The sequence below is a fragment of the Streptomyces resistomycificus genome, assembly GCF_001514265.1.
Taxonomy (GTDB): domain Bacteria; phylum Actinomycetota; class Actinomycetes; order Streptomycetales; family Streptomycetaceae; genus Streptomyces; species Streptomyces resistomycificus.
This window is the reverse complement of sequence record NZ_KQ948995.1, coordinates 232,490-258,634: the sequence shown is the minus strand read 5'-3', so window position 1 is coordinate 258,634 and position 26,145 is coordinate 232,490. Positions and strand designations below refer to the sequence as shown.

General features: G+C 71.2%; 26 protein-coding genes. 15 read left to right on the top strand and 11 right to left on the bottom strand.

What is annotated here, in order from left to right:
• The first annotated feature begins 21 nt into the window (after positions 1-21).
• Positions 22-567 carry an NUDIX domain-containing protein gene (locus AQJ84_RS25705; protein WP_030038430.1) on the top strand — a complete coding sequence of 182 codons (546 nt, stop codon included), beginning with the start codon at positions 22-24 and terminating at the stop codon, positions 565-567.
• 24 nt (positions 568-591) lie between these two features.
• Here the strand turns inward: AQJ84_RS25705 and AQJ84_RS25700 are convergent, their stop codons facing one another.
• Both AQJ84_RS25700 and AQJ84_RS25695 read right to left on the bottom strand, forming a co-directional pair.
• Entirely contained in the window at positions 592-849 is a 258-nt protein-coding gene (locus AQJ84_RS25700; protein ID WP_030038431.1) for a hypothetical protein, read from the bottom strand.
• Between the two features lie 206 nt (positions 850-1,055).
• Positions 1,056-1,916 carry a 3-hydroxybutyryl-CoA dehydrogenase gene (locus tag AQJ84_RS25695; RefSeq protein WP_030038432.1) on the bottom strand — a complete coding sequence of 287 codons (861 nt, stop codon included), beginning with the start codon at positions 1,914-1,916 and terminating at the stop codon, positions 1,056-1,058.
• Positions 1,917-2,096: 180 nt separating this feature from the next.
• On the opposite strand from AQJ84_RS25695, the gene AQJ84_RS25690 reads away from it, so the two are divergent.
• Entirely contained in the window at positions 2,097-3,344 is a 1,248-nt protein-coding gene (locus tag AQJ84_RS25690; RefSeq protein ID WP_053193141.1) for a glycoside hydrolase family 10 protein, read from the top strand.
• A gap of 16 nt (positions 3,345-3,360) precedes the next feature.
• On the opposite strand, the gene AQJ84_RS25685 is transcribed toward AQJ84_RS25690, so the two are convergent.
• Together AQJ84_RS25685 and AQJ84_RS25680 are read right to left on the bottom strand one after the other, a co-directional pair.
• Entirely contained in the window at positions 3,361-3,555 is a 195-nt protein-coding gene (locus tag AQJ84_RS25685) for a DUF1918 domain-containing protein (protein WP_030038434.1), read from the bottom strand.
• 93 nt (positions 3,556-3,648) lie between these two features.
• Positions 3,649-4,596: a DMT family transporter gene (locus AQJ84_RS25680; RefSeq protein WP_053193121.1), complete on the bottom strand. Its 948-nt coding sequence runs from the start codon at positions 4,594-4,596 to the stop codon at positions 3,649-3,651.
• On the opposite strand from AQJ84_RS25680, the gene AQJ84_RS25675 reads away from it, so the two are divergent.
• From AQJ84_RS25675 to AQJ84_RS25665, 3 genes are all read left to right on the top strand, one after another.
• On the top strand, positions 4,595-6,073 hold the full coding sequence (locus AQJ84_RS25675; RefSeq protein ID WP_037802264.1) for an aminotransferase-like domain-containing protein: 1,479 nt from the start codon (positions 4,595-4,597) through the stop codon (positions 6,071-6,073). The genes AQJ84_RS25680 and AQJ84_RS25675 overlap by 2 nt on opposite strands.
• A gap of 123 nt (positions 6,074-6,196) precedes the next feature.
• Positions 6,197-6,631, top strand: coding sequence for a GNAT family N-acetyltransferase (locus AQJ84_RS25670; RefSeq protein ID WP_030038438.1), 435 nt, complete (start codon positions 6,197-6,199; stop codon positions 6,629-6,631).
• 67 nt (positions 6,632-6,698) lie between these two features.
• Positions 6,699-7,292: a histidine phosphatase family protein gene (locus tag AQJ84_RS25665; RefSeq protein WP_030038439.1), complete on the top strand. Its 594-nt coding sequence runs from the start codon at positions 6,699-6,701 to the stop codon at positions 7,290-7,292.
• Here AQJ84_RS25665 and AQJ84_RS25660 read toward each other — a convergent pair.
• On the bottom strand, positions 7,274-7,717 hold the full coding sequence (locus tag AQJ84_RS25660; RefSeq protein ID WP_030038440.1) for a DUF6314 family protein: 444 nt from the start codon (positions 7,715-7,717) through the stop codon (positions 7,274-7,276). The two genes, AQJ84_RS25665 and AQJ84_RS25660, sit on opposite strands and share 19 nt — an antisense overlap.
• A gap of 164 nt (positions 7,718-7,881) precedes the next feature.
• On the opposite strand from AQJ84_RS25660, the gene AQJ84_RS25655 reads away from it, so the two are divergent.
• The 8 genes from AQJ84_RS25655 to AQJ84_RS25620 all read left to right on the top strand — a co-directional run bounded on the left by AQJ84_RS25655 (position 7,882) and on the right by AQJ84_RS25620 (position 17,291).
• Positions 7,882-10,365: an alpha-L-arabinofuranosidase C-terminal domain-containing protein gene (locus AQJ84_RS25655; protein WP_030038441.1), complete on the top strand. Its 2,484-nt coding sequence runs from the start codon at positions 7,882-7,884 to the stop codon at positions 10,363-10,365.
• 173 nt (positions 10,366-10,538) lie between these two features.
• Positions 10,539-11,756 carry a DUF6745 domain-containing protein gene (locus AQJ84_RS25650; protein ID WP_107082847.1) on the top strand — a complete coding sequence of 406 codons (1,218 nt, stop codon included), beginning with the start codon at positions 10,539-10,541 and terminating at the stop codon, positions 11,754-11,756.
• Between the two features lie 52 nt (positions 11,757-11,808).
• Positions 11,809-12,261: a hypothetical protein gene (locus AQJ84_RS25645; protein WP_030038443.1), complete on the top strand. Its 453-nt coding sequence runs from the start codon at positions 11,809-11,811 to the stop codon at positions 12,259-12,261.
• A 205-nt stretch (positions 12,262-12,466) separates the two neighbouring features.
• On the top strand, positions 12,467-13,495 hold the full coding sequence (argC, locus tag AQJ84_RS25640) for an N-acetyl-gamma-glutamyl-phosphate reductase (RefSeq protein WP_053193124.1): 1,029 nt from the start codon (positions 12,467-12,469) through the stop codon (positions 13,493-13,495).
• Positions 13,492-14,643 carry a bifunctional glutamate N-acetyltransferase/amino-acid acetyltransferase ArgJ gene (argJ, locus tag AQJ84_RS25635; protein ID WP_030038444.1) on the top strand — a complete coding sequence of 384 codons (1,152 nt, stop codon included), beginning with the start codon at positions 13,492-13,494 and terminating at the stop codon, positions 14,641-14,643. The genes argC and argJ overlap by 4 nt, the downstream gene beginning before the upstream one ends.
• A complete protein-coding gene (gene argB, locus AQJ84_RS25630) occupies positions 14,640-15,548 on the top strand; it encodes an acetylglutamate kinase (RefSeq protein ID WP_030038445.1) in 909 nt (302 codons plus the stop codon). Before argJ ends, argB begins: the two co-directional genes overlap by 4 nt.
• Positions 15,545-16,732 carry an acetylornithine transaminase gene (locus tag AQJ84_RS25625; protein ID WP_030038446.1) on the top strand — a complete coding sequence of 396 codons (1,188 nt, stop codon included), beginning with the start codon at positions 15,545-15,547 and terminating at the stop codon, positions 16,730-16,732. Before argB ends, AQJ84_RS25625 begins: the two co-directional genes overlap by 4 nt.
• Before the next feature lie 19 nt (positions 16,733-16,751).
• A complete protein-coding gene (locus AQJ84_RS25620) occupies positions 16,752-17,291 on the top strand; it encodes an arginine repressor (RefSeq protein ID WP_030038447.1) in 540 nt (179 codons plus the stop codon).
• Positions 17,292-17,363: 72 nt separating this feature from the next.
• On the opposite strand, the gene AQJ84_RS25615 is transcribed toward AQJ84_RS25620, so the two are convergent.
• From AQJ84_RS25615 to AQJ84_RS25590, 6 genes are all read right to left on the bottom strand, one after another.
• A complete protein-coding gene (locus AQJ84_RS25615; protein ID WP_225877133.1) occupies positions 17,364-18,164 on the bottom strand; it encodes an FAD:protein FMN transferase in 801 nt (266 codons plus the stop codon).
• The gene (locus tag AQJ84_RS25610) at positions 18,157-19,236 is read right to left on the bottom strand and encodes an FMN-binding protein (protein WP_059198870.1); all 1,080 of its coding nucleotides are present in this window, start codon (positions 19,234-19,236) and stop codon (positions 18,157-18,159) included. Before AQJ84_RS25610 ends, AQJ84_RS25615 begins: the two co-directional genes overlap by 8 nt.
• A gap of 28 nt (positions 19,237-19,264) precedes the next feature.
• Complete coding sequence (locus AQJ84_RS25605) at positions 19,265-20,647, bottom strand: ferredoxin reductase family protein (protein WP_030038452.1); 1,383 nt, start codon at positions 20,645-20,647, stop codon at positions 19,265-19,267.
• Positions 20,648-20,785: 138 nt separating this feature from the next.
• Complete coding sequence (locus tag AQJ84_RS25600) at positions 20,786-21,484, bottom strand: L,D-transpeptidase family protein (protein ID WP_030038453.1); 699 nt, start codon at positions 21,482-21,484, stop codon at positions 20,786-20,788.
• Positions 21,485-21,570: 86 nt separating this feature from the next.
• Positions 21,571-22,152: a pyridoxamine 5'-phosphate oxidase family protein gene (locus AQJ84_RS25595; RefSeq protein ID WP_030038454.1), complete on the bottom strand. Its 582-nt coding sequence runs from the start codon at positions 22,150-22,152 to the stop codon at positions 21,571-21,573.
• A 118-nt stretch (positions 22,153-22,270) separates the two neighbouring features.
• Positions 22,271-23,182, bottom strand: a complete 912-nt coding sequence (locus AQJ84_RS25590) for a hypothetical protein (RefSeq protein ID WP_059198869.1) — start codon at positions 23,180-23,182, stop codon at positions 22,271-22,273.
• A gap of 192 nt (positions 23,183-23,374) precedes the next feature.
• Between AQJ84_RS25590 and AQJ84_RS25585 the strand changes: the two genes are divergently transcribed.
• Positions 23,375-24,568, top strand: a complete 1,194-nt coding sequence (locus AQJ84_RS25585) for an argininosuccinate synthase (RefSeq protein ID WP_030038456.1) — start codon at positions 23,375-23,377, stop codon at positions 24,566-24,568.
• Positions 24,569-24,685: 117 nt separating this feature from the next.
• Positions 24,686-26,113: an argininosuccinate lyase gene (gene argH / locus AQJ84_RS25580; protein ID WP_030038457.1), complete on the top strand. Its 1,428-nt coding sequence runs from the start codon at positions 24,686-24,688 to the stop codon at positions 26,111-26,113.
• Positions 26,114-26,145: the final 32 nt, after the last annotated feature.

The following is a 26,145-nucleotide window of genomic DNA, read 5'->3' as shown; positions in this document are numbered from 1 at the left end:
TCGACGGAAGGTGGCAGAACCTTGCAGTGGACGAAACAGAACGAACAAACTGTGTATGAAAACCGCTGGTTCACCGTCAACCTGGCAGATGTGGAGCTGCCGGACGGACGGCACCTCGATCACTTCTTGATACGGCTGCGGCCCGTCGCCGTGGCCACGGTGGTGAACGAGGCCAACGAGGTCCTCCTCCTGTGGCGCCACCGCTTCATCACCGACAGCTGGGGATGGGAACTCGCGGCGGGCGTCGTCGAGGACGGCGAGGACATCGCGGCCGCGGCCGCGAGGGAACTCGAGGAGGAGACCGGCTGGCGGCCGGGACCCCTGCACCACCTCATGAGCGTGGAGCCTTCCAACGGGCTCACCGACGCCCGGCACCACATCTACTGGGCCGACGAGGGCGAGTACCTCGGACACCCCGTGGACGACTTCGAGTCGGACCGCCGGGAATGGGTTCCGCTCAAGCTGATCCCCGACATGGTCGCCCGTGGGGAGGTCCCGGCCGCCAACATGGCGGCCGCGTTACTCCTGTTGCATCACCTCAGGCTCGGCCAGGACACCTTGCCCTGACGTCCCCCCACCGCGTCCTGGACCTCAGTGGCCGAGAGCCTGCCAGACCGTCACGACGAGCGCGCCCACGGCGGTGATCACCGCGACCGCGGGCAACGGCCAGCGGGCGTGCTCCAGTGCGACGACGCGTGTGCTCAGGTCGTCGACTTCCTTGTCCGTCTCCTCGGTTCGATGACTGAGCAGAGCCAGCCCTCCCTCGACACGCGCGTAGGCGACGTCGAGGCGTCGGCGTAACTCTGCGAGTTCGCCATGGACGACGGGATGCTCTGGGTCGGTGTTCACGAGTCCACTCCTCTCGGTGGTCGGGTCATCCCTTGCATGCGCATGAAGAGTCAACTCGCCTGGTGGGCGCGTGGGGAGAGTGTGCGAGGGGCATATGCGAGCCCACGGCGCACACGCCGTGTGAATACAGTGAGCCCGGCACCATATGAGGTGCCGGGCCCACGTGTTGGCTGAATTCTTACGGTACGTAATCAGCCGCGGGACGCTCAGCCGTACGTGTAGAAGCCCGAGCCGGACTTGCGGCCCAGCCGGCCGGCGTCGACCATGCGCTGCAGCAGCGGGGGAGCGGCGTACAGCGGCTCCTTGTACTCCTCGTACATCGAGAAGGCCACCGAGGCCACCGTGTCCAGGCCGATCAGGTCGGACAGCTTCAGCGGGCCCATCGGGTGGGCGCAGCCCAGCTCCATCCCGTTGTCGATGTCCTCGCGGCTGGCGATGCCCGACTCGAACATCCGGATGGCCGAGAGGAGATACGGGATCAGCAGCGCGTTGACCACGAAGCCGGAGCGGTCCTGTGCCCGGATGGCGTGCTTGCCCAGCAGCTTCTCGGCGAAGGACTGTGCCCGGCTGAGCGTGCCCTCGGAGGTGGTGAGCGCCGGGATCAGCTCGACGAGCTTCTGCACGGGGGCCGGGTTGAAGAAGTGGATGCCGATGACGTGGTCGGGCCGCGAGGTGGCGACCGCCAGCCTCACCAGGGGGATCGAGGAGGTGTTGGAGGCCAGGATGGCGTCCGGCCGGGTCACGACCTGGTCGAGCACCTGGAAGATCTCGGTCTTGACCTGCTCGTTCTCGACGACGGCCTCGATCACCAGATCGCGGTCCGAGAACTCGCCGAGGTCGGTGGTGAAGCTGAGGCGCGCCATCGTGGCGTCCCGCTCCTCCTCGGTGATCTTGCCGCGCTCGGCGGCCTTCGTCAGGGAGTTGAACAGCCGGGTCCGGCCGATCTCCAGGGCTTCGCCGGTGGTCTCGGCGACCCGCACGTCCAGTCCGGCGCGGGCGCACACCTCGGCGATGCCCGCTCCCATCTGGCCGCAGCCCACCACTCCGACGCGCTCGATGTCGGTCACATCGTCCCTTTCGCTGGTCTACGGACATCGCAGGCTCCGTGGGTCCGGTGCGCTGCTCCGTTCGTGCACGTTACCGCCAAGTATCGATGATCGATCGCCGGGGTCGGGCATCCGTCGGGCATTCTGGGGCCCGGAGACGGTCCGTGACCGTGCGGATCCGTGGTGTTCGGGGGTGTGCGGATGGGACGTGTCTCACGTCTTTCACGTCGGGCTTTCGCGCTGGCGGCGCTGTCGACGCTCACGACGGCCTCGGGCGGTGCGGCGGTGGCCGTGCCGGACCGCCGGTCCGCCGTGCCTCGCCGGGTCACCGAGATGCGGGGTGTGTGGCTGGCGGCCGTGGAGAACCGGGACTGGCCCTCCCGCCCGGGCCTGAGCGCGGCCGAGCAGCGCGCGGAACTCCTCGCCCACCTCGACCACGCCGCGGAGGCCGGCCTCAACACGGTGTTCTTCCAGGCGCGGCCCACGGCCGACGCCCTGTGGCCCTCCCCGTACGAGCCCTGGTCGCGGTACCTCACCGGGACCCAGGGCGAGAACCCCGGGTGGGACCCGCTGGGCACGGCCGTCACGGAGGCGCACGCGCGCGGCCTGGAGCTGCACGCCTGGTTCAACCCCTACCGGATCGCGATCCACGCCGACCCCGGCCGGCTCGTGGAGAACCACCCGGCCCGCCGCAACCCGGGCTGGGTGGTGCCGTACGGCGGGAAGCTGTACTACAACCCGGGGCTGCCCGAGGTCCGCGCCTTCGTCCAGGACGCGATGCTCGACGCGGTGGAGAAGTACCCCGTCGACGCCGTGCACTTCGACGACTACTTCTATCCGTATCCCGTGGCGGGCCAGACCTTCGACGACGGTGACGCCTACGACCGGTACGGCGGCGGCTTCCCCAGCCGGGCGGCGTGGCGGCGCGACAACATCGACCTGCTGGTGCGCGAGACCTCGGCCCGCGTCAAGAAGGTCCGGCCGGGTGTGCGCTTCGGTATCAGCCCCTTCGGGGTGTGGCGCAACGCCACCACCGACCCTCGCGGTTCTCACACCCGGGCCCTGCAGACGTACGACGACCTGCACGCCGACACCCGCAGGTGGGTCCGCGAGAACTGGATCGACTACATCGTCCCGCAGCTGTACTGGCACATCGGCTTCGCCGCCGCCGACTACGCCGAGCTGCTGCCCTGGTGGGCCGAGGTGGCACGGGGCACCGGCACACAGCTGTACGCCGGTGAGGCGCTGTACAAGGCGGGGGCCGATGGGCAGCCCGCACCCTGGCAGGACCCCGCCGAGCTCTCCCGGCATCTCACGCTCGCGCAACGCCATCCGGAGGTGCGCGGGCATGTGTTCTTCGCCGCGAGGGAGGTCGCGGCGGACCCGATCGGCGCGATGGCCCGGGTGGTCGCCGACCACTACGGTCAGCCGGCGACGCCCCCGCGCTGAACCGGCCGGACGGGGCTCAGTGGTCCATTTCGCGGTGCCGGATCTCGGTGTCGGGGCCGGGTGAGCACACGCCCTCGTGCCCGTCCTCGAAGCGGACGCGGTACGGGGGAGTGCCCTCGTGCCCCATCACTTCGACGATCTCGCCGACCTTGTCGTGCTGTCCGACCACCCTGCCGTGCTGTACGAGCTGGTCGCCCACGGTTGCACGCATCTGTCGGGCCTCCTCACCAGGTGCGGGAGCATCGGTCCGTGGCCTTGAGTCTACGGCGCAGGGGCCCGGTCGGAACCGGTGCGTGCGCGCCGCTCAGCCTCGCGCCCGCTGGGTGACCGCGATGCACACCAGCACCGCCGCGGCCGTCAGCGGTGCGGCCACCGTCAGGTGCTCGCCGAGCAGCAGCACCGACCACACCAGTGTGAGCAGCGGCTGGGCCAACTGCAACTGGCTGGCCTTGGGGATGCCGACGGCGGCCATGCCCCGGTACCAGACGACCAGGCCGAGGAACTGCGAGCCCGCGGCGACCCACAGCAGCCCGGCCACGCTGTGGGCGGTGAGGTGGACGGGTTCGTACGACAGCGCCACCGCGGCGGCGGGGACGGCGAGCGGCAGGCACAGCACCAGGGCCCAGCCGATGACCTGCCAGCCCGGCATGACCCGGGCCAGCCGGCCGCCCTCGGTGTAGCCGGCCGCGCACACCAGAAGCGCGGCGAAGAGGTAGAGGTCGGCGGTGCCGAGGGCGCCGCCGCTCTGCTGCACGGTGAAGGCGGCCACCGCCGCCGCGCCCGCGAGCGCCGCCGCCCAGAAGGTGCGGGACGGGCGGGTGCCCATGCGCAGCGCGGACCCGAGGGCGGTGGTCAGCGGGAGCAGACCGACCACCACGGCGGCGTGCGCGGTGGTGGAGGTCTCCAGGGCGAGCGTGGTGAGCAGCGGGAAGCCGACGACGACACCGGCGGCGACCACCGCGAGGCCCGGCCAGTGCCGGCGGCCGGGCAGCGGGACGCGCAGGGCCAGCAGACAGCCGCCCGCGATCACCGCGGCGAGGACGCCGCGCACGGCGACCAGGGACCAGGGGCCGAAGCCCTCCAGGCCCCAGGCGGTGGCGGGGAAGGTGAGGGAGAACGCGACGACGCCCAGGGCGGCCTGCAGGGTGCCGGCTGCGGGGGTGCCTGGTGCGGGCGTGCCGGGTCCGCTCGTCCCGATCGGGGTGGTGACCGCTATCCGGTGCGGCGCGGTAGCGCTACTCTGTGCTCTCATGCAAGAGCGTAGCAGCGTGGATGACCTGGCGGAACGGTTGCGCAGAGAGCTGGACCGCTACTCTCCCGGTGAGAAGCTCCCGTCGAGCCGTGCCCTCGTCGAGCGCTTCAGGGTCAGCCCGGTGACCGTCTCGAGGGCCCTGGGGCAGCTCGCCGCCGAAGGGCTGGTGGTCACCCGGCCCGGCGCCGGCGCCTTCCGGGCCCGGCCGCGTGCGGAGACCGGCGCCGTGGGGGACACCTCCTGGCAGGAGGTCGCCCTCAGCGCGGGCGACACCGCCGACCTCGTGCCGCGCTCGGTGGACGCCTCCGGGGTCCTGGTCTCGCTGGCCGCTCCGGCGCCGGGCGTCATCGAGTTCAACGGCGGCTATCTGCACCCCTCCCTGCAACCCGAGCGGGCGATGGCCGCGGCCCTCTCCAGGGCGGGCCGCCGCCCGGGAGCCTGGGGGAGACCGCCCATGGAAGGGCTGCCGGAGCTGCGGGAGTGGTTCGCGCGCAGCATCGGCGGGGCCGTCACGGCCGCGGAGGTGCTGATCACCTCGGGCGGCCAGTCCGCGCTGACCACCGCCCTGCGCGCGCTCGCCCCGCCCGGCGCGCCCGTGCTCGTCGAGTCGCCCACCTACCCGGGCATGCTGGCGATCGCCCGCGCGGCCGGGCTGCGCCCGGTCCCGGTGCCGGTGGACGCCGACGGTGTACGGCCGGCCCTGCTCGCGGACGCCTTCCGGGCCACCGGCGCCCGGCTCTTCGTCTGCCAGCCGTTGTTCCAGAACCCGACCGGAGCCGTGCTCGCGCCCGAGCGGCGCGGTGAGGTGCTGCGCATCGCGCGCGAGGCGGGCGCGTTCGTCGTCGAGGACGACTTCGTACGACGGCTCGTGCACGAGGACGCGGGACCGTTGCCGCGTCCGCTGGCCGCCGACGACCCCGACGGCGTCGTCGTCCACGTCGGTTCGCTGACCAAGGCCACCTCGCCCAGCTTCCGGGTGAGCGCGCTCGCCGCGCACGGGCCGGTGCTGGAGCGGCTGCGCGCCATCCAGGTCGTCGACACCTTCTTCGTGCCCCGGCCGCTGCAGGAGGCGGCGCTCGAACTCGTCGGCTCGCCCGCCTGGCCGCGCCATCTGCGCGCGGTGTCGGCGGAGCTGAAGGCCCGGCGGGACGCGATGACGGCCGCGCTGCGGCTGGACCTGCCCGAACTCGCGCTCCCGCACATCCCGTCGGGCGGCTACCACCTCTGGCTGCGCCTGCCCGACGGCACCGGGGACACCTCCCAGGCTTTCGGCTCCGGGGGCGAGTCCGCCCTGGTGGCGGCCGCCCTGCGCGCGGGCGTCGCCATCACCCCCGGCCGCCCCTACTTCAGCGCCGAACCCCCGGCCGGGCACATCCGGTTGAGCTTCGCGGCGGTGGCCGGTCCGCAGGAGATCGCGGAAGGAGTACGGCGGCTCCGGGCCGGCTGTGACGCCGTGCTCCAGTCGGGTCGCCTGTGACGTCGTGCTCCAGTCGGGTCGCCTGTGACGCCGTGCTCCAGCCGGTACGCGTCCGCGGCCGCAGACGCGAGGCGGGGCGAAAACCGCTCGACGCGCTCGTGCGCGACCTGCGAATCTCCCCGCATGACCGACACCCCGCCGCTCGCCGAGGGCTACGAGATCTCCGCCGACACCGACCGCATCGACGCCGAGCGCGTGCACCGCTGGCTGTCCGCTGACGCGTACTGGGCGATCGGGCGGACCCGCGAGAAGCAGGACCGGGCCGTCGACGGATCACTCAACTTCGGGGTGTACGAGGCGGTTTCCGGCGATCAGGTGGCGTATGCCCGGGTCGTCACGGACCGGGCCACCTTCGCGTGGCTGTGCGACGTGTACGTCGACCCCTCGGTGCGCGGCAAGGGCATCGGTACGGCGCTCGTCGCGGCCGTGCGCGAGCACCTGCGGCCGTACGGGCTGCGGCGGATCCTGCTGGCCACGGACGACGCCCACGGGGTGTACGGGAAGCTCGGGTTCGCGTCGCTGGAGAAGCCGGACCAGTGGATGGCGCTGGTCCTTTGACGGCCGCTCGGATAACTCCCAGGTAACACCCCTTGACCTGCGCACTTTCGCGACTCACCATCGCCGCATGCAACTACGGGTCACGTTCGTCGCCGCCGCGCGCAGCTCCCCGCTGCTCGCCGAGCGCTTCGAGGACGACCGTCCGCTGGACCAGGCCGGCTGGGGCGAGGTGCAACAGGTCGCCCAGGACCTGATCCCACTCGCGGCGGCCGAGCTGCGCTACTGCTCGCCGACCCCGCGCAGCCGCGCCACCGGGGACGGCCTCGGGTACGCGCCGCTGGTGCAACTCGCCCTGCGGGACTGTGACATGGGGCGCTGGCGCGGGCTCACGCTCGGGGAGGCGATGGCCCGGGAGCCGGAGGCCGTGGACGCCTGGCTCGCCGATCCGAACGGCACGCCGCACGGCGGGGAGTCGCTGCTGGAGTTCATCAACCGGGTCGGCGGCTGGCTCGACACCCGGCCCGTGGAGGACGGCGGCCGGATCGTCGCCGTGGCCGAGCCCTCGGTCATCCGTGCCGCCCTGGTGTACGCCCTGAAGGCGCCGCCCTCGACGTACTGGAACATCGACGTCCGTCCGCTGTCGACGACTGTCGTCACGGGGCGGGCCGGACGCTGGAACCTCCGCCTCGACGGTGTGTCGACTCAGCTCTCGCGGACGTAGTCGGTGGTGAGGACCAGGTCCTTCGCGGGGCCGCCCACCCGCCACACGGTCCGCCAGTGGTCCCCGTCCCGGACGGTGAACTCGCCGCGGTAGAGGTCCGCCGCGCAGGGGTGGTCGGCGACATGGCGGCCGGAGGTCAGGTCCAGGTCGTGGAAGGGCCTCCCGTCGGCGAAGCACACGTCCGCCGTGCCGGGCGAGCTGCCCGGCAGGTACCGCAGGGCGCGTTCGGCGGGGCGGGAGACGCCTTGCCAGGTGAAGATGCCGGACTCCCGGTGCAGTAGTCCGCCGCCGTCCAGTGGGCCGAAAGTCGTCGTGCCGGCGAACCGGCCGTCCGCGCCGCTCGCCAGATCCCGCACGGAACGCCGCACACGCCAGCTCCCCGCCAGATACGCCAGTACGTCCGGCACTGGCCAGAACTCGCCCATCCCTTCCCGCCCTCCGTCCCCTCCGGTCTGGTGCGACCCATTGACGCGTCCCTGCCTCCTACCTATCTTGCCGTTCGAAGTGCTGATCATTGTCCGAGATCTCGAACTACTCTCGAACCACTGCACCGCACACAACTCCACACCCCCAGAGCCGCGGAGTATCAATGTCACGCAATTGCACCCGCTGGAGACTCGGTCTCACGGCCACCGCCCTCCTGGTGGCCGCCGGCCTGATCCCGGCGCCCGCGCATGCCGAGGACGTCACCGACTACGCGATCACCGTCGATCCGGCCGCCCAGGGCGCGAAGATCGACGACTCGATGTACGGCGTCTTCTTCGAGGACATCAACCGGGCAGCCGACGGCGGGCTGTACGCCGAGCTCGTGCAGAACCGGTCCTTCGAGTACTCCACCGCCGACAACACCTCGTACACGCCCCTCACCTCCTGGACCGTCGACGGCACCGCGCAGGTCGTGAACGACGACGGCCGGCTCAACGACCGCAACCGCAACTACCTGTCCCTGGCGGCCGGTTCCTCCGTGACGAACGCCGGCTACAACACCGGCGTCCACGTCGACGAGGGCAAGAAGTACGACTTCTCGGTGTGGGCCCGCGCCACCGGCGCCGCCACCCTCACCGTCACCCTCCAGGACGCCGACGGCACGCTCGCCACCGCCCGCAGGGTGGCCGTGCGCAAGAACGGCTGGGCCAAGTACACCGCCACCTTCACCGCGACCCGCACCAGCAGCAACGGCCGGCTGTCCGTCGCGTCCTCCGCCGCCGCGGCCCTGGACATGGTGTCCCTCTTCCCGCGCGACACCTACAAGCACCAGTCCAACGGCCTGCGCAAGGACCTCGCCGAGAAGGTCGCCGCCCTGCACCCGGGCTTCGTGCGCTTCCCCGGCGGCTGCCTGGTCAACACCGGCTCCATGGAGGACTACAGCGAGGCCTCGAACTGGCAGCGCAAGCGGTCCTACCAGTGGAAGGACACCATCGGCCCGGTCGAGGAGCGCGCCACCAACTCCAACTTCTGGGGTTACAACCAGAGTTACGGCCTCGGCTACTACGAGTACTTCCGCTTCTCCGAGGACGTCGGCGCGATGCCGCTGCCCGTCGTCCCGGCCCTGGTGACCGGCTGCGGCCAGAACAAGGCCACCGACGACGAGGCGCTGCTCAAGCGGCACATCCAGGACGCCCTGGACCTCATCGAGTTCGCCAACGGACCGGTGACCTCGACCTGGGGCCGGAAGCGGGCGCAGATGGGCCACCCCGAGCCCTTCCACCTCACCCACATCGGGGTCGGCAACGAGGAGAACCTGCCGGTCGAGTTCATGGCCCGGTTCAAGCAGTTCCGCACGGCCATCGAAGCGAAGTACCCGGACATCACCGTGGTCTCCAACTCCGGTCCCGACGACACCGGTTCGACCTTCGACACGGCCTGGCAGCTCAACCGCGAGGCCAAGGTCGACATGGTCGACGAGCACTACTACAACAGCCCGCAGTGGTTCCTCCAGAACAACGGCCGCTACGACTCCTACGACCGCAACGGGCCCAAGGTCTTCCTCGGCGAGTACGCCTCCCAGGGCAACGCCTTCAAGAACGGCCTCGCCGAAGCCGCCTTCATGACCGGGCTGGAGCGCAACGCCGACATCGTCAAACTCGCCTCCTACGCCCCGCTGTTCGCCAACGAGGACTACGTGCAGTGGCGCCCGGACATGGTGTGGTTCAACAACCACGCCTCCTGGAACTCCGCCAACTACGAGGTCCAGAAGCTGTTCATGAACAACGTCGGCGACCGGGTGGTGCCCTCCACGGCCACCGGAACACCGTCGCTGCTGGCCCCGATCACCGGCGCCGTCGGCCTGTCGACGTGGGCGACCACGGCGGCGTACGACGACGTGAAGGTCACCGGCGCCGACGGCGAGACCCTGCTCACCGACGACTTCTCCGGTGACGCCTCGCAGTGGACCCACACCGGCGGCGGCAGCTGGAGCGTCCAGGACGGGCAGTACGCGCAGACCGACGTGGCCGCCGAGAACACCATGGTCTCGGCCGGCGACCCGTCCTGGCACGACTACGACCTGCATGTGAAGGCCACCAAGAAGGCCGGCAAGGAGGGCTTCCTCGTCGCCTTCGGAGTCAAGGACACCGGGAACTACTACTGGTGGAACCTGGGCGGCTGGAACAACACCCAGTCCGCCGTCGAACAGGCCGTGGACGGCGGCAAGTCGACGCTCCTGTCCAAGGCCGGTTCGGTCGAGACCGGCCGCGCCTACGACATCGACGTCAAGGTGCGGGGCCGGCAGGTCACCCTCTACCTCGACGGTCAGGAATGGGGCAGCTTCACCGACGACAAGCCGGCCGAGCCGTTCCGGCAGGTCGTCACCAAGGACAGGAAGACCGGTGACCTGATCGTCAAGGTCGTCAACGCCCAGTCCTCGGCCGCCCGTACGGCGATCGACCTCGGCGGTGCCAAGGTCCGCTCCCGGGCGAAGGTCACCACGCTGGCCGCCGCGCCGGACGCGGTGAACACCGAGACGGCCACCGCGGTGGCACCGGTGTCGTCCACCTACGAAGGAGTCTCCGACCGGTTCACGTACACCTTCCCGGCGAACTCGATCACCTTCCTGAGGATCAGGCAGCGGTAGCCGGAATCGTGGGGGCCGCCGTCCGAGGGCGGCGGCCTCCATCCCGGCCCCCACCCCGGCTTCCAGCAGGAGACACAGGCAGCCGATAACTCGCTTGCCCACTGCCGGCGTCGGTGTCACGATCTCCGCATGATGATGCGAAAGGCGGACCTCGAAGTCCTCCGGTGAGCCCCGTGACCGCTCGTCCCCGCTCCTTCCAGGAGTGGGAGGCCTCGGCCCGCGCCCTGTGTGACGACTGGCTGAGGGACGCACTCTCCACCCGCCCGGCCGACCGGGCCACGGCCCAGGCGGCCGTGACCGATCTGTACCGCCTGCTCGGCAGCTCACCACCCCGGTTCGTCTGGGTACCCTCGCCCGCCGCCGCGGTCCGCACGGTCCTGGACAGCCCGGGCAGGTTCAGCCCGGCCGGCCTACGGGCCGCCGACGCGCTGCCGGGCGGCCCCGGCTGGCCGGTGGCCGCGCGGCTGGCCTCCCTGGCCGCCGAGCTGCGGGACCGCATGGACACACGGCTGCGACGCCCTCCCCGCCAACGGGGCCTGGAATCCGTCGCCGACCCGGGCGGCACCCGCCCCACCCCGCAAGCGGCGCTCGCCGCCGGTGCCTCCTGGGACACCGTGCTGCGCGGCCTGCTCGACGGACCGCTGACCGCGAGCCTGCGAGACGCCGTCCGGGCCCCGCTGCGCACCGCCCTCCTGCCCACCGACACCGACGCGCTCGGCCTGACCTGGCACGGACAACACGACGCGTACTGGATCGCGGCCTACGACGCCCGGGCCCGGCTCGGAGTCGCCCGCTACCACGAGGAGGACGTCCGGCAGCTCGGACTCTGGACGGACCTTGCCCGGTCCACGGGCTGGTGGTGGGCAGGCGACGGCGTCTGCGTGATGGCCGAGCGCCCGGCCGAACTCCACACCGAACGCCTCTCCGCGTTCGGCGCGGAACTGCGGCTGCACCGGATGGACGGCCCCGCCGTACGGTTCACCGACGGCACCCGGCTGCACGTCCTGCACGGCACACCCGTGCCCGAATGGGTCGTCACGGGGCCGACGGTCGAGCGCATCCACGCCGAGCGCAACGTCGAGGTGCGGCGCAGTGCCATCGAGCGGCTCGGCTGGGCCGCGTACATCGAACAGGCCTCACTCCGGCTCGTCGCCACGGCCGACGACCCCGGCAACCCCGGCTCCCGACTCCAGCTCTACGACGTCCCGCTCGCCCTCTGGCGCCGCCCCGCGCGTCTGCTGCTCACCGTCAACGGCTCCGTCGAACCGGACGGCACCCGCCGACGCTACGGCCTGGGCGTCCCGGGGCACCTGGACGACCCGGTCGCGGCGGCCGGCTGGACCTACGGCTTGTCCGGTGGACAGTACGCGCGGCTCGTGCGCCGCACCTGAGGCAGACCCCCGCACCACACCCACGCCAACCGAGAACCCAGAGGTGAAGCCCATGTCCACGCCCATGACCACGACCTTGTCGGACCTGACCGCCCGTACCGGCCTCGGCGTCCTCGACCACCTGGAGCGGCAGGTCGCCGTCCCCGTCGTCGACGGCCTCCAGGCCCAGGGCGACCTGATCGTCGTCCCGTTCGCGTTCGTCGCCGACTCCGTGCGGCTGGCGGCGTACGTGCAGTGGCAGGAGGTCCCCGCCGCCGGCATCGAACTGCTGCGCAGTGCCGCCGGAGGCAACCCGCACTCCCTGGTCGCGGACCCCGGCACCTGCCTGTGGACCCCGCATGTCTTCGACGACACACGACTCGCCCTCGTGGTCGTCGACGTCCGCGAGGTCGCCTACCTCATCCACCCCGAGCACGGCGCCACCGGCCTCGCCCCCGGCCGGTACGTCGTACGCCGTCAGCGGGAGCGCAACGGGGAGCGGGGGCAGCGGATGATCGCCGACTGAGGCGTCGTCCGGGCCGTCAGACCCGCCGACCCGGCGCTGCGTCATGATCGCCGGATGGTCGTCCCCGGCCCCGAAAGTGTTCCCCATGACCGGCAGGGTAGGACCACGTGCGAACCGGCCCCACGTGACCGTCGGGTACCTGAATCAGATTGCATAAACGTGCATCGAAACGTATAGTCATGCCATTACGAGGAGGGTGGAACCCATGGCGGTACGTGCGGCAGTGGCCGGAGCGAGTGGATACGCGGGCGGAGAGCTCCTGCGTCTGCTCCTGGCGCACCCCGAGGTCGAGATCGGCGCCCTGACCGGCAACTCCAACGCCGGGCAGCGGCTCGGCGCGCTGCAGCCGCACCTGCTGCCGCTGGCCGACCGCGTGCTCCAGGAGACCACCGCGGACGTCCTCGCGGGACACGACGTCGTCTTCCTCGCGCTGCCGCACGGGCAGTCCGCGGCCGTCGCCGAACAGCTCGGCCCGGAGGTCCTCGTGGTCGACATGGGGGCCGACTTCCGGCTCGCGAACGCCGGTGACTGGGAGCGGTTCTACGGCTCCCCGCATGCCGGTACCTGGCCGTACGGCCTTCCCGAACTGCCGGGTGGCCGCGCCGCGCTGGAGGGGTCCAAGCGCATCGCGGTACCCGGCTGCTACCCGACCGCCGTCTCCCTCGCGCTCTTCCCGGCGTACGCCGCCGGGCTCGCCGAGGCGGAGGCCGTGATCGTCGCCGCGTCCGGGACCTCCGGCGCGGGCAAGGCACCCAAGCCGAACCTGCTGGGCAGTGAGGTCATGGGCTCCATGTCGCCGTACGGCGTCGGCGGTGTCCACCGGCACACCCCCGAGATGATCCAGAACCTCAGCGCGGCCGCCGGGGAGCGGGTCTCCGTCTCCTTCACCCCGACCCTCGCGCCGATGCCCCGCGGCATCCTCGCCACCTGCAGCGCGAAGGCCACCGCGGGAGTGACGCGGGAGTCCCTGCGGGCCGCCTACGACAAGGCCTACGCCGACGAGCCCTTCGTCCACCTGCTACCCGAGGGCCAGTGGCCCGCCACGGCGTCCGTCTACGGCTCCAACGCCGTCCAGGTGCAGGTCGCCTACGACGAGGCCGCCGGCCGCGTCATCGTGATCAGCGCCATCGACAACCTGACCAAGGGCACCGCGGGCGGTGCCGTCCAGAGCATGAACATCGCCCTCCGGCTCCCCGAGGAGCTCGGTCTTTCCACGATCGGAGTCGCACCGTGAGCGTCACGGCAGCACAGGGGTTCCAGGCCGCGGGCATCGCCGCCGGAATCAAGGAGAACGGCAACCCGGACCTGGCCCTCGTGGTCAACACCGGGCCCCGCCGCGCCGCCGCCGGCGTCTTCACCTCCAACCGTGTCAAGGCGGCGCCCGTCCTGTGGTCCGAGCAGGTCCTCAAGGCCGGCCAGGTCTCCGCCGTGGTCCTCAACTCCGGTGGCGCCAACGCCTGTACGGGAGCGAAGGGCTTCCAGGACACGCACGCCACCGCCGAGAAGGCAGCCGAGGTGCTCGGTCTGGGCGCGGTCGAGGTCGCCGTCGCGTCGACGGGGCTGATCGGCGTCCTGCTCCCGATGGACAAGCTGCTGCCGGGAGTCGAGCAGGCGGCGGGCGCCCTCAGCGAGCACGGCGGCGAGAAGGCCGCCATCGCCATCAAGACCACCGACACCGTCCACAAGACGTCCGTCGTCACCAAGGACGGCTGGACCGTCGGCGGCATGGCCAAGGGCGCGGGCATGCTCGCCCCCGGCCTCGCCACCATGCTGGTCGTCCTCACCACCGACGCCGACCTCGACAACGCGACCCTGGACCGGGCGCTGCGCGCCGCCACCAGGGTCACCTTCGACCGCGTCGACTCCGACGGCTGCATGTCCACCAACGACACCGTCCTCCTGCTGGCCTCCGGCGCGGCCGGAGTCGCCCCGGAGTACGAGGAGTTCGCCGAAGCCGTGCGCACGGTCTGCGACGACCTCGGTCAGCAGCTGATCCGGGACGCCGAGGGCGCCGGCAAGGACATCAAGGTCGAGGTGATCAACGCCGCGACCGAGGACGACGCCGTCGAGGTGGGCCGCTCCATCGCCCGCAACAACCTGCTCAAGTGCGCCATCCACGGCGAGGACCCCAACTGGGGCCGGGTGCTCTCCGCGATCGGGACCACCCGGGCCGCCTTCGACCCCGACCAGCTCAACGTCGCCATCAACGGCGTGTGGGTGTGCAAGAACGGCAGCGTCGGCGAGGACCGCGAGAAGGTCGACATGCGCTACCGCGAGGTGCACATCGTCGCCGACCTCGCCGCCGGCGCCGAGACGGCCACCATCTGGACCAACGACCTCACCGCCGACTACGTCCACGAGAACAGCGCGTACTCCTCATGAGCACCACTCGCAAGCACACCGCGCTCCCCAAGGCACAGATCCTCATCGAGGCCCTGCCCTGGCTGGTCCGGCACAACGGCAAGACCGTCGTCATCAAGTTCGGCGGCAACGCCATGATCGACGAGGATCTCAAGGCCGCGTTCGCCCAGGACGTCGTCTTCCTGCACCACGCCGGCCTCAGGCCCGTCGTCGTGCACGGGGGCGGCCCGCAGATCAGCGCCGCCCTCGACCAGCACGGCATCGTCAGCGAGTTCAAGGCGGGCCTCAGGGTCACCACCGAGGACGCCATGGACGTCGTCCGGATGGTGCTGGCCGGACAGGTGCAGCGTGAGCTGGTCGGACTGCTCAACCAGCACGGCCCGCTCGCCGTCGGACTGACCGGCGAGGACGCGCACACCATCACCGCCACCAAGCACCAGCCCGAGATCGACGGGGAGTTGGTCGACATCGGGCGGGTGGGCGAGATCACCGCGATCGACACGGGCGCCATCGAGGCACTGCTCGCCGACGGCCGGATCCCGGTCGTCTCGTCGATCGCCCGTAGCCAGGACGACGGACATGTCTACAACGTCAATGCTGATACGGCGGCTGCGGCACTCGCTGCTGCTCTGGACGCCGAAACCCTCATGGTCCTCACGGACGTCGAGGGACTCTACGAGGACTGGCCGCACAGCGACGAGGTGATCAGCCGCCTCACCGCCTCCCAGCTGGAGAAGCTGCTGCCGGACCTGAGCTCCGGCATGGTCCCGAAGATGGAGGGCTGCCTGCACGCCGTACGCAACGGCGTCACCACGGCCCGGGTCATCGACGGGCGGGTCCAGCACTCCATCCTGCTGGAGATCTTCACCGACGAGGGCATCGGCACGATGGTCGTGGCCGACGCCGAACAGGGGGACGCCGTATGACCACGAACGAAGAGCTGACCCAGCGCTGGCAGGGCTCGCTCATGAACAACTACGGCACCCCGCGACTGCCCCTGGTACGTGGTGCGGGCACCAGGCTGTGGGACGCCGACGGCAAGCAGTACCTCGACTTCGTCGGCGGCATCGCGGTCAACGCGCTCGGTCACGCCCACCCGGCGATCGTCGAGGCGGTCAGCACCCAGGTCGCCGCCCTCGGCCACGTCTCGAACCTCTTCATCGCCGAACCGCCCGTCGTCCTCGCCGAACGGCTCCTGCAGCACTTCGGCCGTGACGGCAAGGTGTACTTCTGCAACTCCGGCGCCGAGGCCAACGAGGGCGCCTTCAAGATCGGGCGGCTGACCGGGCGGACCCACATGGTCGCCACCAGCGGCGGCTTCCACGGCCGGACCATGGGCGCCCTCGCGCTCACCGGCCAGCCCGGCAAGCAGGAGCCGTTCCTCCCGCTGCCCGGTGACGTCACGCACGTGCCCTACGGCGACGCGCAGGCGCTGGCCGCCGCGGTCACCGACGAGACGGCCCTCGTCATCATCGAGCCGATCCAGGGCGAGAACGGGGTCGTGGTGCCCCCGGCCGGCTACCTCAAGGCCGCCCGGGCGATCACCGCCGCCACCGGCTCGCTGCTGGTCCTCGACGAGGTGCAGACCGGGATCGGGCGGACCGGCCACTGGTTCGAGTACCAGGCCCACGAGGGCGTCCTGCCGGACGTCGTCACCCTCGCCAAGGGCCTCGGCGGCGGGCTGCCGCTCGGCGCCACCGTCGCCTTCGGGCGGGCCGCAGAGCTGCTCGGGCCGGGCCAGCACGGCACGACCTTCGGCGGCAACCCGATCGCCTGCGCGGCCGGACTCGCGGTCCTGGAGACGATCGCCTCCGAGGGGCTGCTGGAGAACGTCAAGCGGCAGAGCGAGAAGCTGCGCGAAGGAATCGAGTCGCTCGGGAACCCGTTGATCGCCCATGTCCGGGGCGCGGGCCTCCTCCTGGGTATCGTGCTCACGGAGCCGCTCGCGCCGAAGGTGCAGCAGGCGGCTCAGGACGCCGGGTTCCTGGTGAACGCGCCCGCCCCAGATGTCGTACGGCTGATGCCACCGCTGAACCTCGGCGACGACGAGGTGGACGCGCTCCTCCAGGCGCTGCCCGGCATCCTGGACGGGGCCGAGGGGGACCGATGATCCGGAGAATGAGACGACGATGAGCCAGGCGCAGGATCACGAGCAGACCGCAGGGCCTGCCGTACCGCAGACCCGCACCGCACGCCACCGCCGGATCGTGGACATCCTCAACCGGCAACCGGTGCGCAGCCAGAGCCAGTTGGCGAAGCTGCTCGCCGATGACGGACTGAGCGTCACTCAGGCGACGCTCTCCCGAGACCTCGACGAGCTGAACGCGGTGAAGATCCGCAACAACGACGGCGACCTGATCTACGCGGTGCCGAGCGAGGGGGGCTTCCGTACGCCCCGCGTGCCGCTGGGGGAGTCGGCCAAGGAAGAGCGGATGCGTCGGCTCTCGGCGGAGCTGCTGATCTCCGCGGAGGCCTCGGCGAACCTGGTGGTCCTGCGGACCCCGCCGGGGGCCGCGCAGTTCCTGGCCTCGGCCATTGACCAGGCCGAGTTGCACGACATCCTGGGGACGATCGCGGGGGACGACACGTTGCTGCTGATCAGCAGGGAGCCGACGGGTGGTCAGGCGCTGGCCGATCATCTGCTGCGGCTGGCTCAGAACGGGCACTGAACGCCCGGCAGGTCGGGTACGGGTGCGTGGGGGCCGGTCGTGCGGTTCCCCGCGCACCTCGGACGAGCTCGGTCACCCCAGTCGGGAAGCCAGGCCTTGGGTGCACCTCACCTCGTCGCCTGCGGTGATGAGCAGGGCCTCGACGTCCGGCAGGGACTCCAGCCAGCTCAGGCCCTCTCGCGAGCCCATGGCGAAGGCCGCTGTCGCCCAGCAGTCCGCCCAGGTGAGGGAGGGGGTCACCACGGTCACGGCGACCAGGTCGGTGACCGCCGAGCGGCCGGTGCGGGGGTCGACGATGTGGGCGCCGCGTTCGGCCGTACCGGAGGTGGCCACGGCCAGTTCGGCCGCGCCGGCCGCCGAGACCACCGCCGCCAGCCCGCCCGGGCGCAGCGGGTCCGACACGCCGATCCGCCACGGGCGTTGCGGGCCGGGCACGCCCAACAGCTGTACGTCCCCGCCGCCGTTGACGCTCACGCCGCTCGCCCCCGCCTCGGCCATCCGCCGGGCCGCGCGTTCCACCGCCCAGCCCTTGACGATGCCGGTCGGGTCCAGGCGTCCCTCGTAGCGCATGCTGAACCAGTGGTCGCTGGCCCGTTCGGCCTCGGCGCCCAGTTCCAGCACCTCGGCGACCATCGGGTCGCACTCCTCGACGCTCAGCTCACCGCGGGCCAGCCGGGAGATCTGGCTCTCGTCGCGGTAGGTGCTGAACACCGCGTCGACCCGGTGCAGTCCGGCGACCGCCTCGCGCAGCGCGCTGTGGACGGCCTCGGGGTCCCCGCCGCGGACGTCAAAGGAGAAGACCGTCCCCATGACCTCCTCCGCATGACGTACCGCGGCGGGAGCTTGTGCCGAGTCGGCCACCGTGTCAGCCACCGGCCTGGTCCAGGGCCGACTGCAGCGACTGCTTGTAGCCGGCGCTGGTGTAGGTGGCGCCGGAGACCGCGTCGATGTCGGCGGTGCCGGCCGCGACGGCGGCCTGGTTGAGCTTGGGTACGGCGTTGGCGGTGATCTGGTCGCTCTGGCCGCCCTTGGGGGCCTGGACGGTCTCGGCCTTGGTGATCTTGCCGCCCGCCACCGTGATGCGGACCTGGACGGCGCCGTACTGGGTCTGGGCGGCGGTGCCGGTGACGGTCTTGGCGGCCTGGGCGCCGCCCGAGTCCTCCGCCGCCGCTCCCGACCCGGAACCCGCCGAGGCGTTCGCCTTGTCGAGTGCGGACTGGAGGGACTGCTTGTAGCCGGCGCTGGTGTAGGTGGCGCCGGAGACCGCGTCGATGTCGGCGGTGCCGGCCGCGACGGCGGCCTGGTTGAGCTTGGGTACGGCGTTGGCGGTGATCTGGTCGCTCTGGCCGCCCTTGGGGGCCTGGACGGTCTCGGCCTTGGTGATCTTGCCGCCCGCCACCGTGATGCGGACCTGCACCGCGCCGTACTGGGTCTTGGCCGCGTCCCCGGTCACGGTCCGCGCCTGGGCCGAACCCTCCGCGGCACCCGCCCCGGTGTCGGCCGAGGCGTTCGCCTTGTCGATGGCCGACTGCAGCGACTTCTTGTAGCCGGCGCTGGTGTAGGTGGCGCCGGACACCGCGTCGATGTCCGCGCTCTGCGCGGCCACCGTCGCCTGGTTGAGTTTGGGTACGGCGTTGGCGGTGATCTGGTCGCTCTGGCCGCCCTTGGGGGCCTGGACGGTCTCGGCCTTGGTGATCTTGCCGCCCGCCACGGTCAGCCGGACCTGGACCGCGCCGTACTGGGTCTGGGCCGCGTCCCCGGTGACCATGCCGGTGCCGGCGGCCTGGGCGCCGCCCTGGGCCGACGCGGCCGGCGGGACGGCCCCGTTGCCCGCGGCCGACGCGGAGCCCGGGTCGGACGGCTTCAGCGACAGCAGCAGCACGACACCGGAGACGGTGGCGGCGGTCGCGAGCACGACACGTCGGACGGGGTGACTCTTCCTCATCGCTTCTACAGCTCCTGAAGTCCGTCGCTCACATCTCGAACGACTCGTGATGGATGCGGCGGGCGGGTACGCCCGCCCCGCGCAGTGCTTCGTACACGGACTGCGCGAACCCGGGCGGGCCGCACATGAACACGTCGTGGTCGTCGATGTCCGGCAGTTTCTGCCGCAGCCGCTCGGCCGAGATGTCGGGACGTTCCCCTTCCGGGCTGTTCACCGCGTACATCAGCCGGGCCCCGCGCTCGTCGGCGATCGTCGCCAGCTCGTCCCACAGCGCCAGGTCCTGGGTGCTGTTGGCCCGGTAGAGCAGGGTGATGTCGCCGGTCCCGCCGGGCAGCGTCTCGAACAGCGCCCGCATCGGGGTGATCCCGACGCCGCCGGCGACCAGCAGCACCTTGCCGCGACTGCGGCGGGAGGCGGTCAGCGCGCCGTACGGCCCCTCGGCCCACACCTTGGTGCCCGGCGTCAGCTCGCGCAGCCGTTCGCTGTGGTCGCCGATCGCCTTCACCGTGATCCGCAGCATGTCCGGGCGGGGCGCCGCCGACAGCGAGTACGGGTGCGAGCTGAACCGCATGCCCGGCGCCAGGAACCGCCAGCGGAAGAACTGCCCCGCCTCCGCGCCCATCCGGTGCAGCTTCCGGCCGCCGATCAGCACCGACACGATGCCCGGCGTCTCCTCGATCACCGCCACGACGTACATGCGGTGCCGCAGGTTCAGCCGGACCGGGGTGAGGATCCGGTACCAGACCACCAGGGCGGTGACCGACCCGTACAGCCCGTACCAGACGGTCTTCGCGACCGGCTCGACGGCGAACTCGTTGCCCGTGGTGAGCTGGTGCCAGAAGGTCAGGAACACCGCCGCGTACGTCAGCAGGTGCACGTGGTACCAGGTGTCGTACGGGATCAGGCGCCGGACCGGTCCGATGGAGATCAGCCCGATGACGAACAGCAGGCCGGTGCCGATGGCCGCCTTGCCCATGTCGGGCAGCTGGTTGATGGAGTCCATGGTCTGCTGGACGATGTCGCCGAGGCCCTTGCCCGCCTGGAGGGCGTAGCCCCACATGATCAGGAAGACGTGGGCCACGGTCAGACAGAGCGTGTAGCGGCCGCTCATCGCGTGCCACCGCGCCACCCGGTCGGAGCCCACCCGCCGCTCCAGCGCGGGCACCCGGGCCATCTGGAGCACCACCAGCGCCATCAGGTACCCCGCGAGCAGACCGGTGATCCGGCCCGCGTTGAGGATCTTGCCGTTGTTGTCGCTGATCGACGGAGTGTTGGCCCACCACAGCCACAGCACGCCCGCGGCGCCGGCCCACACGGCCAGCAGCAGCAGGGTCGCCGGGGAGCGGCGCGGGCGGATGCGGCGCATCGTCTGGCGGCGGGCGGCGCGGCCGCCTGCGAGCGTCGTGGTCACGGTTCCTCCGGGAGCGGGGCAAGGGGGGCTTGGTCCCTTGGTCCACTCATACGTGCCGCGACGCCCGTGTGTTCAGCCGCCTCCCGAGTCCGGTGCGGACCGGTGTGACTGGCGGTAACTCAGCACCCGGGCACCGCCTCAGTACCGGGTGATCGCGGTGGCCCCGCCCGCCGTCCCGATCGCCATGTGCGGCTCGGCCCCGGGCCGCGCCCACCTCAGGATCCGCCGCATGGCGTCCGACGGGACCGAGACGCAACCGGCCGTCGCCCCACGCCCGTCGACATGCAGGAAGATGCCGGCGCCGCGTCCACGCACCGGCTCGGCGTAGTTGAAGCCGATGACCATCGCGTACGCGTACTGCGTCCGGTACGAGATCAGCCGCTCGGCCTCGGCGGCCGCGCAGTGCCTGGGACGCGGCTCGACCCAGCGGTTGTAGGACCGCGAGTCGTTGTCCTGGCACCACCAGGAACCTTCGCGCACGGGGCGGTACTTGTACGTCGTCCCCTTCGGCGCCGCCTTGATCCCGAAGGCGTACGGCAACTCGTACAGCCCTGTCGGGGTGGTGTTCGTGCCCTGCCGACGGGAGGTGCCCTCGACCAGCCCCCTGGCCCCGAAGCGGGCCTTCGCGGAGCCGGTCCTCACCCACCCGCCGTCGCGCCGGTCCCACCAGGTCACCGTGCCCGAGGTCGAGCCGGTCCGGGCGGCCACCGCGGTGACGAGCTGGGTGCCGCCCCCGGTGTCGGCCATCCTCGCGGGCAGCGGCGGGTCGGCCGTGGGCGCGGCACCGAGCCCCAGGAGGGACAGGGACAGGAGGGCGGCTACTACACCAGGGCGCATGGCCCAGACCGTAGAGGCAGAGGGCGGCGACGGCAGCCCGGGTGAGCCGTTCAGGGCCCGCGCAGGGCCGCGTCGGACGGACGAGGCTAGATCGGGCGCAGCGGCAGGGGGAGTCCGGGCAGTCCGTCCAGGCTGGTGGCGATGTGGTCCTTGCCGGCGAAGTACTCGCTCAGCGACTCGTCGTCCTCGCGCCCGAAGCGCTTGCCGTGCAGTTCCCGGTCCGAGTCGTAGGACATGTACGGCACCGCGAACCCGCAGGAGTCCCGGATCAGTTCGGCCCGAACGACGATGATCGCGCGCAGCCCGTGCGGCTTCGGGTCGATGTCCGGGAAGTGGGTCAGCAGCTCACCGAAGCGCGGGTCGTCGCGGAAGACCGGTTCGCCCCTGCCGTGCACCCGCACGATGTTCGGCGGGCCCTGGAAGGCGCACCACATCAAAGTGATCCTGCCGTTCTCCCGCAGATGGGCGACGGTCTCCGCGTTGGAGCCGGCGAAGTCGAGGTAGGCCACCGTGAGTTCGTCGAGGATCACGAAGGATCCCTTGAGGCCCTTGGGGGAGAGGTTCACCGTGCCGTCGCCGGAGAGCGGGGCGGACGCGGTGAAGAAGACCGGCTGCTCCTCGATGAACGTGCGGAGTCTGCCGTCGATGCGCTCGTAGGTCGTTCCCATGTCCGACCATTATGGACGCAGGTCGTTTGTTTGTCTAAGGAATTATGGCATCCACTCGCGGGGAGACGTCCGTGGCCGCCCCGGGCGGTACCCGGGGCGGCCACGGACGTCTGTCATGTCACTGGTTCAGGGCGCAGGGCGCGAGGGCGTCGAGGCCCTGGGGCTTCTCGGCGGTGCGGCCGATGGAGGTGGCGATGCGGTTGATGGCGGCGACGCGCTTGTCCTCCAGCGGGCCGAGGATGGCGTTCTGGACGAAGTTGGGGCCGCCCTGGCCGACGGTGTCGACGAGGCGCTTGTTGGCTTCGGCGATCTGGGTCTGGAGCTGGGTGAGGTTGCGGTCGACCTCGGCCTGCGCGGAGGCCGGGATCGCGGGCAGCTGGGAGGCCACGTCCGGGCAGCTGATCGTGCCCACCGCGCCGGCCTCACCGGTGTCGCCCGCCTCGCCGGCGTCCCCGCCGGCCTCCTCCCCGCCGGCTTCGCCCGCGGCGGTCTCGCTCGGGGTGGCCTCGACCTCACCGCCGGCCTCCTCGCCCGCGCCGGCCTCCTCGCCGGCGCCCGCTTCCTCACCCGCGGCGCCGTCCGCGTTCAGGGCGCAGGGCGCGAGGGCGTCGAGGCCCTGGGGCTTCTCGGCGGTGCGGCCGATGGAGGTGGCGATGCGGTTGATGGCGGCGACGCGCTTGTCCTCCAGCGGGCCGAGGATGGCGTTCTGGACGAAGTTGGGGCCGCCCTGGCCGACGGTGTCGACGAGGCGCTTGTTGGCTTCGGCGATCTGGGTCTGGAGCTGGGTGAGGTTGCGGTCGACCTCGGCCTGCGCGGAGGCCGGGATCGCGGGCAGCTGGGAGGCCACGTCCGGGCAGCTGATCGTGCCGGGGCCGGCCAGCGTCCGGGCGTTGGTGGCGCTGCTCTTCGAGCTGCCCGGCTCCCCGGCGAGGGCGGTGCCGGCGATGACCGCACCGGTCAGCGCCACCGCGGCGGCGCCGCCGATCAGCGTGACGCGGCGCTTGTTGTACTTCGGAAGAGCCCTGGACATGGGGATGCCTCACTCGGGTCGGGGGGTCTCGTCGTTGACGAACGCGGCGCCTGCGTTCGGCGAGAGGTACGGGTAAGCGGTTTCCCGTGTTCAAAGGATCTTCAAATTCGTGATGACCCGACCGAGATTGACGAATCATGCAGACCACTGCATACTCATGCATGTCAGTGAAGGCACCATGAGGAGCATCCCGTGACCGAGCGCGTCGTACTCGCCTACTCAGGCGGCCTGGACACCTCCGTCGCCATCGGCTGGATCGCCGAGGAGACGGGCGCCGAGGTCATCGCCGTCGCGGTGGACGTCGGCCAGGGCGGCGAGGACCTGGACGTCATCCGCAAGCGCGCGCTCGCCTGCGGTGCCGTGGAGGCCGAAGTCGCCGACGCCAAGGACGAGTTCGCCGAGGAGTACTGCCTCCCGGCGATCAAGGCCAACGCCCTCTACATGGACCGCTACCCGCTGGTCTCCGCGCTCTCCCGGCCGACGATCGTCAAGCACCTCGTCGCCGCCGCCCACAAGCACGGCGCCACCACGGTCGCCCACGGCTGCACCGGCAAGGGCAACGACCAGGTCCGCTTCGAGGCCGGCATCGTCGCCCTCGCCCCCGACCTGACGTGCATCGCCCCGGTCCGCGACTACGCGATGACGCGGGACAAGGCGATCGCCTTCTGCGAGGAGAAGAACCTCCCGATCGCGACCACCAAGAAGTCCCCGTACTCCATCGACCAGAACGTCTTCGGGCGCGCGGTCGAGACGGGCTTCCTGGAGGACATCTGGAACGCCCCGATCGAGGACGTCTACGAGTACACCTCGAACCCGGCGACCCCGCGTGAGGCCGACGAGGTGATCATCACCTTCGAGGAGGGCGTCCCGGTCGCCCTCGACGGCAGGCCCGTCACCGTCCTGCAGGCCATCCAGCAGCTCAACGAGCGCGCCGGTGCCCAGGGCGTCGGCCGGATCGACATGGTCGAGGACCGCCTGGTGGGCATCAAGTCCCGCGAGGTGTACGAGGCCCCGGGCGCGATCGCCCTGATCACGGCCCACCAGGAGCTGGAGAACGTCACCGTCGAGCGCGAACTCGCCCGCTACAAGCGGCAGGTCGAGCAGCGCTGGGGCGAACTGGTCTACGACGGTCAGTGGTTCTCCCCGCTCAAGCGCGCCCTGGACGGCTTCGTCAACGAGGCCAACCAGCACGTCACCGGTGACATCCGGATGACCCTGCACGCCGGCCGCGCGGTCGTCACCGGCCGGCGCTCCCAGTCGTCGCTGTACGACTTCAACCTGGCGACGTACGACTCGGGCGACACCTTCGACCAGGCCGCGGCCAAGGGCTTCATCGACATCTACGGCCTGTCGTCGAAGATCGCGGCCAGGCGCGACCTGGCCTAGGGCCTCTCGCAGAGGCCTCTCGCGCAGGCCCTCGCACAGGCCTCATGGCGGCCTCATGCGGCCTCAAGGCCTATAAAGGTCACCGGTCACATCCACACCTCTCTAGGAGCAACGCAAGTGAGCAGCAACAGCGGTGACGTACGGCTCTGGGGCGCCCGTTTCGCCGACGGTCCCGCCGAGGCCCTGGCGAAGCTGTCCGCGTCCGTCCACTTCGACTGGCGGCTCGCGCCCTACGACATCGCCGGTTCGCGTGCCCACGCGCGCGTGCTGCACAAGGCGGGGCTGCTCACCCAGGACGAGCTGACCCGGATGCTCGCGGGCCTCGACCAGCTCGAAGCGGACGTCGCCGACGGCTCCTTCGTCGGCACCATCGCCGACGAGGACGTCCACACCGCCCTGGAGCGCGGCCTGCTGGAGCGCCTGGGCCCCGACCTCGGCGGCAAGCTGCGCGCCGGCCGTTCCCGCAACGACCAGATCGCGACGCTCTTCCGGATGTACCTGCGGGACCACGCCCGCGTCATCGGCGGTCTGATCGCCGAGCTCCAGGACGCGCTGATCGGTCTCGCCGAGGCCCACCCGGACGTGGCGATGCCCGGCCGGACCCACCTCCAGCACGCCCAGCCCGTGCTCTTCGCCCACCACGTCCTCGCGCACGTCCAGCCCCTGTCCCGGGACGCCGAGCGGCTGCGCCAGTGGGACGAGCGCACCGCCGTCTCGCCGTACGGCTCCGGCGCGCTCGCCGGGTCCTCCCTGGGCCTGGACCCGGAGGCGGTGGCCAAGGACCTCGGCTTCGAGCACGGCAGCGTCGGCAACTCCATCGACGGCACGGCGTCCCGTGACTTCGTGGCGGAGTTCGCCTTCATCACGGCGATGATCGGGATCAACCTCTCCCGGATCGCGGAGGAGATCATCCTCTGGAACACGAAGGAGTTCTCCTTCGTGACCCTGCACGACGCGTTCTCCACCGGCTCGTCGATCATGCCGCAGAAGAAGAACCCGGACATCGCGGAGCTGGCGCGGGGCAAGTCGGGCCGCCTGATCGGCAACCTGACCGGCCTGATGGCCACGCTCAAGGCCCTCCCGCTCGCGTACAACCGCGACCTCCAGGAGGACAAGGAGCCGGTCTTCGACTCCTGCGACCAGCTGGAGGTGCTGCTCCCCGCCTTCACCGGCATGATCGCCACCCTCACGGTCCACCGCGAGCGCATGGAGGAGCTGGCCCCGGCCGGCTTCTCGCTCGCCACCGACGTCGCCGAGTGGCTGGTCAAGCAGGGCGTGCCCTTCCGGGTCGCGCACGAGGTGGCCGGCGAGTGCGTGAAGGTCGCCGAGGCGGAGGGCAAGGAGCTCGACGGTCTCACCGACGAGCAGTTCGCGAAGATCTCCGCCCACCTCACCCCCGAGGTCCGGACGGTCCTCAACGTCCCGGGCGCCCTGGCCTCCCGTAACGGCCGTGGCGGCACGGCCCCGAGCGCGGTGGCGGTGCAGCTGGCAGAGGTGAAGGCGGACGTGGCGGCCCAGCACGCCTGGGCGACGGCCAAGAACTGAGCACTCTCAGGAGGCGGAGCCGCACAGTTGTG